Here is a 12,403-nt window from a genome sequence, read left to right as displayed (position 1 = left end):
TGGTAGCTCCGCTACGAGGAGCTTCCGGCGCCCTGCGATCGCACGCACCGGACGCCGCGAGCTGACCGGACTTCACTTTTGCTCGGAGCCCTTAGAGCGGCGGCCCCGTCGTCCCCCGCACCTCCAGCGTCGGCGGGGCCAACCGCAGCCGGCCCGGGCCCCCCGGCCGCTCCATCCGGTCCAGGAGGCAGCGGGCCGCGCGGCGGCCGACCTCGTGGCCGGCGGGGTCGACCGTCGTCAGCCACAGGTGGCGCAGCCGGGAGACGCTCGTGTTGTCGTAGCCGACGAGGGAGAGGTCCCGCGGCACGGTGAGGCCGAGTTCCTCGGCCGCCGACAGGACGCCCACGCAGGCGATGTCGTTGACGGCGAAGACGGCGGTGGGGCGGTCGGGGCGGGTCAGCAGCCGGACGGCGGCGCGGTAGCCGCCCTCCTCGGTCATGTCGCAGGGCTCGACCGGAGCGCGGTCGGCCAGGCTGTGCGCCGCCATCGTCGCCTCGAAGCCGCGCCGGCGCAGGGCGCCGACGGCGCCGTACCCCGCGAGGTGCGCGATGTGCCGGTGGCCGAGGGCGACGAGGTGCTCGGTGACCAGACGGGCGCCGCGCTCGTCGTCGTCGGCGACGACGTCCACGCCCGCCGGTACGGGTTCGCGGGCGGCGGCGACGACCACCGGGATGCGGGCGGCGACCGCGTCGAGGGCCGCCGGGTCGGGCAGCGTGCCGACGACGACCAGACCGTCCGCCCCGAGATCCAGGAAGGGCCCGGCGAGGTCGTGTCCGACGCGGCGGTTGAGGCGGGCGTCGGAGAGCAGCATGTGCAGCCCGCTCGCGTGCAGCAGCGAGTTGAGGCCGTCGAGGAGATCGACGTACCAGGGGTTGCGCAGGTCGTCGAGGAGGACGCCGACCGTGCGCGTACGCCGTTCGCTGAGGCTGCGGGCGGCCGCGTTGGGCCGGTAGCCCAGCTCGCGCACCGCCCGCAGCACCGCCTCGCGCTTCTCGGCGCGCACCTGGTCGGAACCGCGCAGCACGAGGGAGACCAGCGATTTCGACACCCCGGCGCGGTCGGCGACGTCACGGATGGTCGGCGGCCTCATGCCCTGGACCGTTCCACGCGGCCGACGGGGTTGTCAAAGGGTTGACACCGCGGGAGAAGCGACCTCAGGGTGGCCTGGACAAGGTATGGACCGGTCCAAAGAGGGGCTGTGGTGGCTGTCATGGCAGATGCGCTCGGTGTCGCCGTCGTCGGGTTCGGCTGGATGGGCCGGGTGCACACCCAGGCGTACGCGCGCGTGCTCCACCATTTCCCGCAGCTGACCGTCCGGCCCGAACTCGTCCTGGTCGCCGAGGAGGTGCCGGGCCGCGCCGAGGAGGCGGCCGCGCGCTACGGCTTCGCGTCGGCGACCCGCGACTGGCGGGAGGTGGCCGCCGACCCGCGCGTGCGGGCGGTCAGCGTCACCGCGCCGAACTTCCTCCACCGCGAGATCGGCGTCGCGATGGCCGAGGCGGGCAAGCACCTGTGGATCGAGAAGCCGGTGGGGCTCACCGCCGACGACGCCCGCGCGGTCGAGCACGCGGTGGCCGAGGCGGGCGTCCAGGGCGCCGTCGGCTTCAACTACCGCAACGCCCCCGCCGTCGAGGCCGCCCGCGAGCTGATCGCCTCCGGCGAGATCGGCGCGGTCACCCATGTCCGCGTCCGGCTCCTCAGCGACTACGCCGCCCATCCCGACGGCGCTCTGACCTGGCGGTACGAACGCGAGCGCGGTGGCAGCGGGGTCCTCGGCGACCTCGCCTCGCACGGCGCCGACCTGGCCCGCTTCCTGCTCGGCGACATCACCTCGCTCGTCGCCGACACCGCCGTCTTCGTCCCCGAGCGCGCCCGACCGTCCGGCGCCACCGCCGGCCACACCCTGGCCACCGGCGGCGACCTCGGCCCGGTCGAGAACGAGGACTACGTCAACTGTCTGCTGCGTTTCGCCTCCGGTGCGCGCGGCGTCCTGGAGGCCTGCCGCGTCTCGGTCGGCGAGCAGAACAACTACGGCTTCGAGGTGCACGGCACCAGGGGGGCCGTCTTCTGGGACTTCCGCCGGATGAACGAACTGGCGGTCAGCCGCGGCACGACGTACCAGGACCAGCCCGTGAGCACCGTGTACGTCGGCCCGGGCGCCGGCGAGTTCGCCGCCTTCCAGCCCGGCTCCGCCAACGCGATGGGCTACGACGACCTCAAGGTGATCGAGGCCTACCGCTTCCTGCGCTCGATCGCCGAGCGCACCCCGTACGGGGCGACGCTCACGGACGCCGTGCACAGCGCGGCCGTCCTGGACGCGATGGCGCGGTCCGCGGCCGGAGGTGACTGGGTGACGGTGGAGGCCTGACGCGCACGGGCACGGCGGCGTGACGCGGTCACCCGGCCGGCGCGCCCGGCCGGGTGGGCCCACCCGGCCGCGGTGGCCGTCGGCAGCGGGAGCAACCGTCGCCCGGCCGCCGTCCCGGATCGCGGCCGTACGCGCCCGAAACCGTCAGCGGACGGGGGTGGGCATGTTGTACGGCGTCACCACCTGGATCGCCGACGGCAGCACCGGGCCCGCGGGCGGCAGTGCGCCGTGCGCCCGCATCACGACGTGGCAGGCCTCGCGCACGTCCTGACGCAGGTCGTGGTGGAGCACGACCGTCAGCCGGTGCTCGCGCAGCAGGCGCGTGTTGTCGTGGTCGAGGTCGTGCGCGACGAACACGGCGCACTCGCGGCCCACGTCGGCGAACGCGCGCAGGGTGGCGATGTTGCCGCCGCCGATGGAGTAGACGGCGCGGATGTCCGGGTCGCGGGCGAGGGCGGCGCGCACCAGGTCGTACTGGGTGGCGTCGAGGCCCTGGCCCTCGGCTGTCTCGACGAGGGCCCGCTCGGGGTGGCGGGCCCGCATGGCGCTGCGGAAGCCCATCTCGCGCTCCTCCTCGTTGCGGAAGAAGCCGCTGCTCAGGCTGGTGAGCACATTGCCGGGCCGCTCGCCGAGCCACTGCCCCATGAGGTAGGCGGCGGTGGCGCCGGCCGCCCGGTTGTCGATGCCGACGTAGCCGAGGCGGGGGGTGGAGGGCAGGTCGGTCACCAGGGTGACCACGGGGATGCCCGCCTCCGCGAGCCGGGCGACCGCCGCCGTGACCTCGGGGACGTCCGGGGCCTTGAGGATGACACCCTGCGAGCCGCGCCGGGCGATCCGGTCCAGGGTCGTGGCCAACTCCTGCACCGGGCCGGTCTCGCGGAAGTGGAACCGCGAGCGCACGACCGCCGGGTGCAGGGCAGGCAGTTCGGCCTCGAGGGCGGCGCGCACGGCGGTGCTGAACCGCTCCGGGGCCTGCATCACGATGTCGACCATGAAGGTACGGCCGATCAGCCGCACCTGGGTGCGCTGCCGGTCGAGGTCGGCGATGGCCCGACGGACCTCCCGCTCGGTGCTCTCCCGGACCCCGCCGCGGCCGTTGAGCACCCGGTCCACGGTGGCCTCGCTCAGGCCCGCCTGGCGTGCGATCTCACGGATCGGGAAGGGGTGGCCCATGCGGAGGCTCCTTGAGGGGTTTTTGATGGATGCCTGCTGGTTGTTCGACGGGTTTGTCCTGACAAGAATGACAGCACTGCGCCTCCCCTGTCACCGAGAGGACGACGATGTCCCTCCGCTCCGCCCACCGCGCCCGGCTGTCCGAGCAGGACTGCGACCTCGTCGCCTTCCGCGCCCTCGTCGAGCGGACCACCGAGCTCGCCGACCACCCGCACGCCACCGCGATCGAACAGGGCGTGCCGGTCTACGACAGCGAGCGCGTCCGCCGCGCCGACGCCCCGGACGCGCTGCGGGCCGAGCTGGTGCGCGTCCTCGCCGACGGTCCCGGCATCGCGGTCTTCAGGGGCGCTTTTCCCGACCCGCGGGTCGTCGACCGGCTCACCCAGGTCTTCGAGGTCCTGATCGCCCGGCAGCGCGCCTCGGGCGCCACCGCGGGCGACCACTTCGCGCGGCCCGGCGCCAACGACCGCGTCTGGAACGCCCTGGAGAAGGCCGCCCTGTACGACGCCGAGGCCTTCGCCGACTACTACGCCAACGACGTCCTCGCCCTGGTCTCGACCGCCTGGCTCGGCCCCGGCTACCAGGTCACCTCGCAGGTCAACGTGGTCCATCCGGGCGGCGCGGCGCAGACCGCGCACCGTGACTACCACCTGGGCTTCCTCTCCAACGAGGCGGCGGCCGCCTACCCCGCGCACGTCCACCGCCTCTCCCCCGTGCTCACGCTCCAGGGGGCGGTGGCCCACTGCGACATGCCCGTCGAGTCCGGCCCGACGATGTACCTGCCGCACTCGCAGACGTACGAGCCGGGGTACCTGGCCTGGCGGCTGCCGGAGTTCCGGGCGTACTTCGAGGAGCGGTACGTGCAGCTGCCCCTGTCCAAGGGCGACGCCGTGTTCTTCAACCCGGCCCTCTTCCACGGCGCCGGCACCAACCGCTCCACCGGCATCCGCCGCACCGCCAACCTGCTCCAGGTGTCGTCGGCGTTCGGCCGGGCGATGGAGACGGTGGACCGGGAGGCGGTGACGAACGCGGTCTACCCGGTGCTGCTGGCGCGGGCCGCCGACGGCGCGGACGAGGCGTGGCTGGAGCGGGTGGTCGCCGCGAGCGCCGAGGGCTACCCCTTCCCCACCAGCCTCGACAGCGATCCGCCGGTGGACGGCCTGGCCCCGCCCTCGCAGGCGGACACCGTACGGCGCGCGCTGCGCGAGGGGTGGGCCCCTCAGGCGCTGCGGGAGGCACTGCGGGCCGGCGCCGAGCGGCGTCAGAGCTGAAAGGACGCGCACATCATGGGACTTCTCGACGACAAGGTCGTGCTGGTCAACGGCGGCAGCCTGGGGGTGGGGGCCGCGGTCGCGCGGGCCGCCGTCCGTGAGGGGGCGGTCGTGGCCGTCAGCGGCCGGCGTCCGGAACCGGGCGAGGCGCTCGTGGCGGAGCTGACCGCGGCCGGCGGCGAGGCGATGTTCGTCCGGGCCGACCTGGCGGACGCCGCGCAGGCGAAGGCGTCCGTCACCCGGGTGGTCGAGGCGTACGGCAGGATCGACGGCCTGGTGAACTCCGCCGGCCTGACGTCCCGGGGCACGCTCCTCGACACCACGCCCGAGTTGTTCGACCAGCATGTCGCGATCAACCTCAGGGCGCCGTTCTTCGCCATGCAGGCGGCGGTCGCGGACATGGTGGACCGGGGCGCGCCCGGCACGGTCGTCAACATCATCACCTCCTCGGCGCACGGCGGGCAGCCCTTCCTCGCCCCGTACGTCGCCGCCAAGGCCGGGCTGGTCGGGCTGACGCGCAACGCGGCGCACGCCCACCGCTTCGACCGGGTCCGGATCAACGGCCTGAACATCGGCTGGACGGCGACCGAGGGCGAGGACGCGACCCAGCGCGCCTTCCACGGCGCCGGCGACGACTGGCGCGAGCAGGCCGCCGCACGGCTGCCGATGGGCAAGCTCGGCCGGCCGGACGAGATCGCCGACTTCGTGGTGTTCCTGCTGTCCGAGCGGTCCGGCGTGGTCACCGGTTCGGTGATCGACTGGGACCAGAACGTGCTCGGCGGGCTCGACTAGTCCCTCCCCTCCCCGCCCCGCCCTCACCTCCCCCCTCCCGTCCTCCTCGTACGATCCTCAAGGAGCTGCACCCCCATGCGCATCGGAATCCTCGGCCTCGGCCGTATCGGCGCCTTCCACGCCGAGACCCTCTCCGGACTCGACGCCGTCGAGTCGCTCGTCGTCGCCGACCCGTTCGCCGAGGCCGCCAAGTCCGCCGCGGAGCGGTTCGGCGCCGAGGTCGCGGACTCCCCCGAGGCGGTGCTGGCCGCCGGGGTGGACGGGGTGGTGATCGCCGCGGCGACGGACGCCCACCCGGGCCTGATCCTCGCGGCCGTGCAGGCGGGCGTGCCGGTCTTCTGCGAGAAGCCGGTCGCCCGCACGATGGCGGAGGGAGTCCGGGTGCTCGAGGCCGTCCGGGGCGGCGACGTGCCGATCCAGATCGGCTACAACCGCCGCTTCGACGCCGGTTTCGTCGCCGCCCGCGCCGCCGTGCGCGCCGGGGAGCTGGGCACGCTGCACACCGTGCGGTCGACGACGCTGGACCCGGCACCGCCGCCGGCCGCGTACGTCGCCGCCTCCGGGGGGATCTTCCGGGACTGCTCGGTGCACGACTTCGACATCATCCGCTGGGTGACCGGCCGCGAGGTGCGCGAGGTGTACGCGGCCGGCGGCAACCGGGGCGCCGACTACATCAGGGAGGCGGGCGACGCCGACACCACGGGGGCGGTCCTCACCCTGGACGACGGCACTCTCGCGGTGGTCTCCAACTCCCGCCACAACGGCCGTGGTTACGACGTCCGCATGGAGATCCACGGCTTCCGGGACTCCGTCGCGGTCGGCCTGGAGGACAGGCTGCCGCTGCGGTCGGTGGAACCCGGGGCGACCTTCCCGTCCGGCACCCCGCACGACTTCTTCATGGACCGCTTCACCGCCGCCTACCGCGCCGAACTGACCGCCTTCACCGAGGTGGTGGCCGGCACCCGGCCCTCGCCCTGCACGATCGAGGACGCGCTGGAGGCGGGCTGGATCGCGGAGGCGTGCACGCTGTCGCTGCACGAGCACCGACCGGTGACGCTCGCGGAGGTGCGCACCGCCTGACCGGGCCGGGGACCATCCGAGGGGAGGCGCTGCGGGCGCCTCCCCTCGTGCTTCTCACAGGCTGTGGCGGACCAGCCACTCGTGAGGATCGTAGGCGTCCCGCGCCGGGTCGGGCGCGGTGGCGGGGTTCTCCTCGACGGTGTCCTCCAGCCGGACCGGCTCCGGCAGCGCCCCGAAGCGGGCCCGCCGCCGGGCCGCCGCCTCCTCGTGCTCATCCTGCTCCTCGTGCTCCTCGTGCTCCTCGTGCTCCTCGTGCTCCTCGTGGATCAACGCGTCCTCCCCCTGTCGCGGGTCTTCCCTCCGGCACCGGTCGGCACCGCCCGCCGGTTCCCCGCCCGGCCCCTCGGCCGGCCGCGCACCCGGGCCGCGTCCGAGGCACGGCGGAGGCCGGCGCGTCGGCGCCGGCCTCCGGGTGCGCCGCGGTGTCGTCCCTGCCGCGGTCGTGGACGGGTGACGGGCTGCCGTCACGCCCCGCAGGAGCGCAGGAACGCGCGGGTCCGTACCGCGATCGGCAGGGGCTTGTCCGGTTCGCAGGGATACATGTCCTGCTCGACGATCGCGAACAGCTCGACGCCGAGCCGCTGCGCCGCGACCAGCACCGGCTCCAGGTCCGGCACTCCGGAGGGCGGTTCGCACATCACACCGCGCCGGACCGCCGGCCCGAACGGCACCCCGTCGGCGACGACCTCGGCGAGGATCTCCGGGTCGACCTGCTTGAGGTGGAGGTAGCCGATGCGCTCGCCGTAGGTCTCGATCAGCTTGACGCTGTCGCCGCCGCAGTAGGCGTAGTGCCCGGTGTCGAGGCAGAGGTTGACCAGGTCGGTGTCGGTGGAGTCCAGGAAGCGTTCGACGTGGTCCTCGGTGTCGATGTGGGTGTCGGCGTGCGGGTGGACGACGATGTCCAGGCCGTAGGTCTCCTTGACCTCGTGCCCGAGGCGTTCCATGCCCTTGGTGAGGTGGGCCCACTGCTCGGCCGTCAGCTCGGGCGGTTCGAGGATCTCGGCGGTCTTGTCGTCACGCCAGAAGGACGGGATGACGACCAGGTGCCGTGCGCCCGTCGCCCGGGTGAGCGCGGCCACCCGGCTGACGTGCGCCCAGGTGTCCTCCCAGACGGACGGGCCGCGGTGCAGGCCCGTGAAGACCGTGCCCGCCGACACCTGCAGACCGCGCCGCGCCACCTCGTCGGTGAGGCGGGCCGGGTCGGTCGGGAGGTAGCCGTACGGGCCGAGTTCGATCCAGGAGTAGCCGGCCTCGGCGACCTCGTCGAGGAAGCGTTCCCAGGGCACCTGCCGGGGGTCGTCGGGGAACCAGACGCCCCAGGAGTCGGGGGCGGAGCCCACCCGGATGCGGTCGAGGCTCATCTCAGGGCTTCCCTTCCCCCGCGCCCCTCCCGGGGGCGGTGAGGTCGGTCTCCTCGGGGAGCTCCTCGACGTCGACGCCGCGGACCTGGGACAGTTCGTGTTTGAGGGCGGCGAGTTCGGCGCCGCCGGCCATGTGGTTGGTGAGTTCCTCCAGGCCGACCTGGCTGCGGTCGGCAGAGAGTTCCATGGTGCCCAGACGCAGGACGCCGAAGTGGTCACCGACCATGTAGGCGTGGTGGGGGTTGTGGGTGATGAAGATGACGCCGAGACCGCGGTCGCGGGCGGCGGCGATGTACTTCAGGACCACGCCGGACTGTTTGACGCCGAGGGCGGCGGTGGGCTCGTCCAGGATCAGGACGCGGGCGCCGAAGTAGACGGCGCGGGCGATCGCGACGCACTGGCGCTGGCCGCCGGAGAGGGTTCCGATGGGCTGTTCGAGGTCGTCGAGGACGATGCCCATCTCGCGCAGCTCGTGGTCGGCGGTCCTCTTCATCGTCTCGATGTCCAGGCGTCGGATCGGCCAGGGTCCCTTGGTCATCTCGGAGCCGAGGAAGAAGTTGCGCCAGACGGGCATGAGGGGGACGGTGGCGAGGTCCTGGTAGACGGTGGCGATGCCGCGGTCGAGGGCCTCGCGCGGAGTGGAGAAGCGGACCGGGGTGCCGTCGACGAGGAACTCGCCCTCGGTGTGCTGGTGCAGTCCGGAGACGATCTTGATGAGGGTGGACTTGCCGGCACCGTTGTCGCCGAGGACGCAGGTGACCCTGCCGGGGTGAACGGTCAGGTCGACGCCGTGCAGGGCGCGGATGTTGCCGTAGGACTTGCCGGCGTTGCGCAGTTCGACCAGGGGGTGGTCCCCGTCGGGGGTCGGGGTGTCCGCGAGGACGGCACCGTGGGTGCCGGTCTTGTCGGTCGTCATGGGGTCGGTCACCTCCGGGTCGCCGTGCGCTGGACCCACAGATTGATGAGGACGGCGCCGAGGAGCATCACGCCGAGGAAGGCCTTGAACCAGTCGGGGTTCCAGCCGGCGTAGACGATGCCCTGCTGCACCATGCCGAACATGAACGCGCCGAAGACGGGGCCGATCGCCGAGCCGTAGCCGCCGGTCAGCAGGCAGCCGCCGATGACGGCCGCGGCGATGTAGATCAGCTCCTGGCCGACGCCCTCACCGGACTGCACGGTGTTGAAGGAGAACAGCTGGTGCATGCCGACGAACCAGGCGCCGAAGCCGACCAGCATGAACAGCGAGATCTTCGTGAACGTCACCGGGACGCCCACGGCCCGCGCGGACTCCTTGTTGCCGCCGACCGCGAAGATCCAGTTGCCGTACTTCGTGCGCAGCAGCACCCAGGTGGCCAGCGCCGCGAAGACCAGCCACCACACGATGGTGATCTTCACCTGGACCCCGCCGACGTCGAAGGACGAGGCGAAGACCGACTTGGCCTGGGAGAAGCCGTCCATGTCGCTGATGTCGTCCGTGGCGACGTTGCCGGTGACCAGCTTCGTCACCGCCAGGTTCACACCCTGGAGGATCAGGAACGTGCCCAGCGTGACGAGGAAGCTCGGCAACCCGGTCCTCACCAGCATCCAGCCGTTGAAGAAGCCGACGGCGAGCGAGAACACCAGGGCGAGGGCCACGCCCACCCACACGTTCAGCGTCAGCTGGTAGCTGAGCATCGCCGCGGTGAGCGCCGAACTGATGACGGCGACACCGGCCGACAGGTCGAACTCGCCGCCGATCATCAGCAGCGCCACCGGCAGCGCCATGATCCCGATGGTCGACGACTGGTAGAGGATGTTCGCCATCGAGCTGCCGTCGCGCACCGGCGACGCGGTGATGAGGAAGAAGACGTAGACCGCGACGGCGCCGAGGAAGACTCCCACCTCGGGCCGGGCCAACAGCCGCAGGGCGAGCGGGCGTCGGGCGGTCCGGCCGTCGGTCTGCCGGGGGCCGGGACCCGGCGGTGCGTTCACCGCCGGGTCGGCGTGTCGGGTCGTGCTCATCACCGGGTGCCCTTCGCGGCGAAGGCGGCGACGCTCTCGACGTTGGACTTGTCCACGAACGCCGGCCCGGTCAGCACCGGGGCCTCGCCGCCGCCCATGTAGTTGCCGTTGTTCTTGTAGAGCCACAGCGAGTCGATCGCCAGGTATCCCTGGAGGTAGGGCTGCTGGTCGACGGCGAACTCGATGGTGCCCTTGCTGATGGCTCCGGTCAGGTCCTTGTTGAGGTCGAAGGTGGCGACCTTGGCGCTGCTGCCGGAGTCGGACACCGACTGGGTGGCGGTCAGCGCGATGGGGGCGCCGAGCGTGATCACGTGGTCGACGGCCTTGTCCTGCGACAGCTTGGCGGTGATCGTCGACTTCACCGAGGGCATGTCGGTGCCGTTGACGTAGAGGTTCTCGAGGGAACCGGAGAACGTCTTCTTCACACCGTCGCAGCGCTGGGTGAGGCCGATGTTGCCCTGCTCCTGGATGACACAGACGGCCTTCTTGGCGCCGACCTGGTTCAGCTTGTTGCCCAGGGCCTCGCCGGCGACGGTCTCGTCCTGGCCGAAGAACTCCAGCAGTCCGAGCTTCTTCCACTCGCTGACACCGGAGTTGAGTCCGACGACGGGGATGTTCGCGGCCTTCGCCTTGCTGATGACGTCCTTCAGCGCGTCGGGCTTGGCGAGGGTGATCGCGATGCCGTCGACCTTCTGGTCGACGGCGTTCTGGACCAGGTTGGCCTGGTTGCCGGCGTTGGGGTCGGCAGAGTAGATCAGCTTGACGTTGTCCTTGGCGGCGGCGGCCTCGGCGCCCTTGCGGACGATGTCCCAGAAGGTGTCGCCGGGTGACTGGTGGGTCACCAGCGCGACGGTCATCTGCGGGGTCGTGGCCTTGCCCGCGGAGGCGTCGCTCCCCCCTTCCTCGGCCTTCTTGCCGCCGGAGCTGCTGGAGCAGCCCGCGAGGGTCAGGGCCACCGCCGCGGCCATGGCCACGACCGGGGCGATTCTGCGGGAGCGGGAGGGAGTAGAGCTGTCCATCTTTCCTGCACCTCACTGTGCGACAGGGGAACGACGGGAAAAGGGGGAGTCGAGGGATCCGGGTCCGGCCGGTGGCGGCCCGGGACGTATGCGCTGTTGGGACGGGATCCAATCCCCTGGGGCGCCCGCTGTCAATACTTTGTTAAGACATCATTTCACAAGCAGGTCAGAATGTAAGTACAAAGGATTGACAGGGTGGTCACGGGGCCCTACACCTGAGGGGACGATCTCTACCCCGTGCACACGGGCGTCACCCACCGCCCGAGGAGGTGCCCCGATGCCGAAGACCGGTGACAGAGCCCGTGCCGCGTCCGGATCCGCGCTCGACCCGTTGCACTTCGAGCTGGACCGTACCAGTCCGGTCCCGCTGTACTACCAGCTTGCCCGGCAGTTGGAAGCGGCGATCGAACACGGCGCGCTCGCCCCCGGCGACCTGCTGGGCAACGAGATCGATCTGTCGACCCGGCTCGGCCTCTCGCGCCCCACGGTCCGCCAGGCCATCCAGTCCCTGGTCGACAAGGGTCTGCTGGTGCGCCGCCGCGGCGTGGGCACGCAGGTCGTGCACAGCCAGGTCAGACGACCACTGGAGCTGAGCAGCCTCTACGACGACCTCGATGCCGCCGGGCAGGGTCCGACGACGCACGTCGTCCGCAACGAACGGGTCCCGGCGACCGCCGGCGTCGCGGCCGCGCTCGGGATCCCGGAGGGCGCCGAGGTCACGCTCCTGGAGCGGCTGCGCTCCACGCACGGGCAGCCGGTGGCCTTCCTGTGCAACTACCTGCCCCCGGCACTGCTCGACCTGGACACGGACCGGCTGGAGGAGACCGGCCTGTACCGGCTGCTGCGCACGGCCGGGATCACGCTGCACAGCGCCCGTCAGACGATCGGCGCCCGCTCCGCCACCGCCGAGGAGGCCGCCCTGCTCACGGAGGAGCGGGGCGCGGCCCTGCTCACCATGCAGCGCACCGCCTACGACGACACCGGACGCCCGGTCGAGTACGGGACGCACATCTACCGCGCGTCCCGGTACGCCTTCGACTTCCAACTGCTGGTCAGACCGTAGGGGGCCCCGGCGGGCGGGAGGGGCGGGACGGGGCCTCGGCGGGTCGTCCGGACCGGCCGGCACCACCCGACAGGCCACCGCCGGGCCGCCCCCGCGAGGACCCGCTCCGGCGACAGCCGAACGACGTCCCCGCCCGGCCCGCGGCCGGGCGGGGACGTCGTTCGGCATCGACCACCTAGCTGTTCTGTCCACGGAGGTTGGTGACGGAGGTCTCGGCTGGGGGATCTTGAAATGGGTGAGGGCCTTCTGGCCTGGTGTGGATTGCGACATCTGCA

12 protein-coding genes are annotated in these 12,403 nt (G+C 72.2%); 5 read left to right on the top strand and 7 right to left on the bottom strand.

What is annotated here, in order from left to right; all coding sequences use genetic code 11:
- Window positions 1-91: 91 nt before the first annotated feature.
- Window positions 92-1,090 (bottom strand): LacI family DNA-binding transcriptional regulator, encoded by a 999-nt coding sequence (locus tag ACZ4YY_RS10710; protein ID WP_468286667.1) that lies wholly within the window; start codon window positions 1,088-1,090, stop codon window positions 92-94.
- Window positions 1,091-1,210: 120 nt separating this feature from the next.
- Here ACZ4YY_RS10710 and ACZ4YY_RS10705 point away from each other — a divergent pair, with 120 nt between their 5' ends.
- Window positions 1,211-2,368 carry a Gfo/Idh/MocA family protein gene (locus ACZ4YY_RS10705; protein ID WP_468286662.1) on the top strand — a complete coding sequence of 386 codons (1,158 nt, stop codon included), beginning with the start codon at window positions 1,211-1,213 and terminating at the stop codon, window positions 2,366-2,368.
- A gap of 144 nt (window positions 2,369-2,512) precedes the next feature.
- Here ACZ4YY_RS10705 and ACZ4YY_RS10700 read toward each other — a convergent pair whose 3' ends face one another.
- A complete protein-coding gene (locus ACZ4YY_RS10700; protein WP_468286659.1) occupies window positions 2,513-3,541 on the bottom strand; it encodes a LacI family DNA-binding transcriptional regulator in 1,029 nt (342 codons plus the stop codon).
- Between the two features lie 107 nt (window positions 3,542-3,648).
- On the opposite strand from ACZ4YY_RS10700, the gene ACZ4YY_RS10695 reads away from it, so the two are divergent.
- From ACZ4YY_RS10695 to ACZ4YY_RS10685, 3 genes are all read left to right on the top strand, one after another.
- Window positions 3,649-4,812 carry a phytanoyl-CoA dioxygenase family protein gene (locus ACZ4YY_RS10695; protein ID WP_468286654.1) on the top strand — a complete coding sequence of 388 codons (1,164 nt, stop codon included), beginning with the start codon at window positions 3,649-3,651 and terminating at the stop codon, window positions 4,810-4,812.
- A gap of 15 nt (window positions 4,813-4,827) precedes the next feature.
- The gene (locus ACZ4YY_RS10690) at window positions 4,828-5,604 is read left to right on the top strand and encodes an SDR family oxidoreductase (RefSeq protein ID WP_468286648.1); all 777 of its coding nucleotides are present in this window, start codon (window positions 4,828-4,830) and stop codon (window positions 5,602-5,604) included.
- Window positions 5,605-5,679: 75 nt separating this feature from the next.
- Entirely contained in the window at window positions 5,680-6,684 is a 1,005-nt protein-coding gene (locus ACZ4YY_RS10685; protein ID WP_468286645.1) for a Gfo/Idh/MocA family protein, read from the top strand.
- A 54-nt stretch (window positions 6,685-6,738) separates the two neighbouring features.
- On the opposite strand, the gene ACZ4YY_RS10680 is transcribed toward ACZ4YY_RS10685, so the two are convergent.
- The 5 genes from ACZ4YY_RS10680 to ACZ4YY_RS10660 all read right to left on the bottom strand — a co-directional run bounded on the left by ACZ4YY_RS10680 (window position 6,739) and on the right by ACZ4YY_RS10660 (window position 11,065).
- The gene (locus ACZ4YY_RS10680; protein WP_468286642.1) at window positions 6,739-6,954 is read right to left on the bottom strand and encodes a hypothetical protein; all 216 of its coding nucleotides are present in this window, start codon (window positions 6,952-6,954) and stop codon (window positions 6,739-6,741) included.
- Window positions 6,955-7,148: 194 nt separating this feature from the next.
- Window positions 7,149-8,045, bottom strand: a complete 897-nt coding sequence (locus tag ACZ4YY_RS10675; RefSeq protein WP_468286637.1) for a sugar phosphate isomerase/epimerase family protein — start codon at window positions 8,043-8,045, stop codon at window positions 7,149-7,151.
- Between the two features lies 1 nt (window position 8,046).
- Complete coding sequence (locus ACZ4YY_RS10670; RefSeq protein ID WP_468286634.1) at window positions 8,047-8,961, bottom strand: ATP-binding cassette domain-containing protein; 915 nt, start codon at window positions 8,959-8,961, stop codon at window positions 8,047-8,049.
- 8 nt (window positions 8,962-8,969) lie between these two features.
- The gene (locus ACZ4YY_RS10665; protein WP_468286631.1) at window positions 8,970-10,046 is read right to left on the bottom strand and encodes an ABC transporter permease; all 1,077 of its coding nucleotides are present in this window, start codon (window positions 10,044-10,046) and stop codon (window positions 8,970-8,972) included.
- Entirely contained in the window at window positions 10,046-11,065 is a 1,020-nt protein-coding gene (locus ACZ4YY_RS10660; RefSeq protein ID WP_468286628.1) for a sugar ABC transporter substrate-binding protein, read from the bottom strand. The genes ACZ4YY_RS10665 and ACZ4YY_RS10660 overlap by 1 nt, the downstream gene beginning before the upstream one ends.
- Window positions 11,066-11,342: 277 nt before the next feature.
- Between ACZ4YY_RS10660 and ACZ4YY_RS10655 the strand changes: the two genes are divergently transcribed.
- Entirely contained in the window at window positions 11,343-12,128 is a 786-nt protein-coding gene (locus ACZ4YY_RS10655) for a GntR family transcriptional regulator (RefSeq protein ID WP_468286625.1), read from the top strand.
- Window positions 12,129-12,403 lie beyond the last annotated feature (275 nt).

The sequence above is a fragment of the Streptomyces sp. NPDC030143 genome, assembly GCF_055573695.1.
The sequence above is the reverse complement of the archived record's forward strand: the minus strand, read 5'-3'. Positions and strand labels throughout refer to the sequence as shown.

Coding starts and splice junctions, on each gene's coding strand:
- ACZ4YY_RS10710 (WP_468286667.1), bottom strand. CDS start 1,090: ATGAGGCCGCCGACCATCCGTGACGTCGCCGACCGCGCCGGGGTGTCG.
- ACZ4YY_RS10705 (WP_468286662.1), top strand. CDS start 1,211: ATGGCAGATGCGCTCGGTGTCGCCGTCGTCGGGTTCGGCTGGATGGGC.
- ACZ4YY_RS10700 (WP_468286659.1), bottom strand. CDS start 3,541: ATGGGCCACCCCTTCCCGATCCGTGAGATCGCACGCCAGGCGGGCCTG.
- ACZ4YY_RS10695 (WP_468286654.1), top strand. CDS start 3,649: ATGTCCCTCCGCTCCGCCCACCGCGCCCGGCTGTCCGAGCAGGACTGC.
- ACZ4YY_RS10690 (WP_468286648.1), top strand. CDS start 4,828: ATGGGACTTCTCGACGACAAGGTCGTGCTGGTCAACGGCGGCAGCCTG.
- ACZ4YY_RS10685 (WP_468286645.1), top strand. CDS start 5,680: ATGCGCATCGGAATCCTCGGCCTCGGCCGTATCGGCGCCTTCCACGCC.
- ACZ4YY_RS10675 (WP_468286637.1), bottom strand. CDS start 8,045: ATGAGCCTCGACCGCATCCGGGTGGGCTCCGCCCCCGACTCCTGGGGC.
- ACZ4YY_RS10670 (WP_468286634.1), bottom strand. CDS start 8,961: ATGACGACCGACAAGACCGGCACCCACGGTGCCGTCCTCGCGGACACC.
- ACZ4YY_RS10665 (WP_468286631.1), bottom strand. CDS start 10,046: ATGAGCACGACCCGACACGCCGACCCGGCGGTGAACGCACCGCCGGGT.
- ACZ4YY_RS10660 (WP_468286628.1), bottom strand. CDS start 11,065: ATGGACAGCTCTACTCCCTCCCGCTCCCGCAGAATCGCCCCGGTCGTG.
- ACZ4YY_RS10655 (WP_468286625.1), top strand. CDS start 11,343: ATGCCGAAGACCGGTGACAGAGCCCGTGCCGCGTCCGGATCCGCGCTC.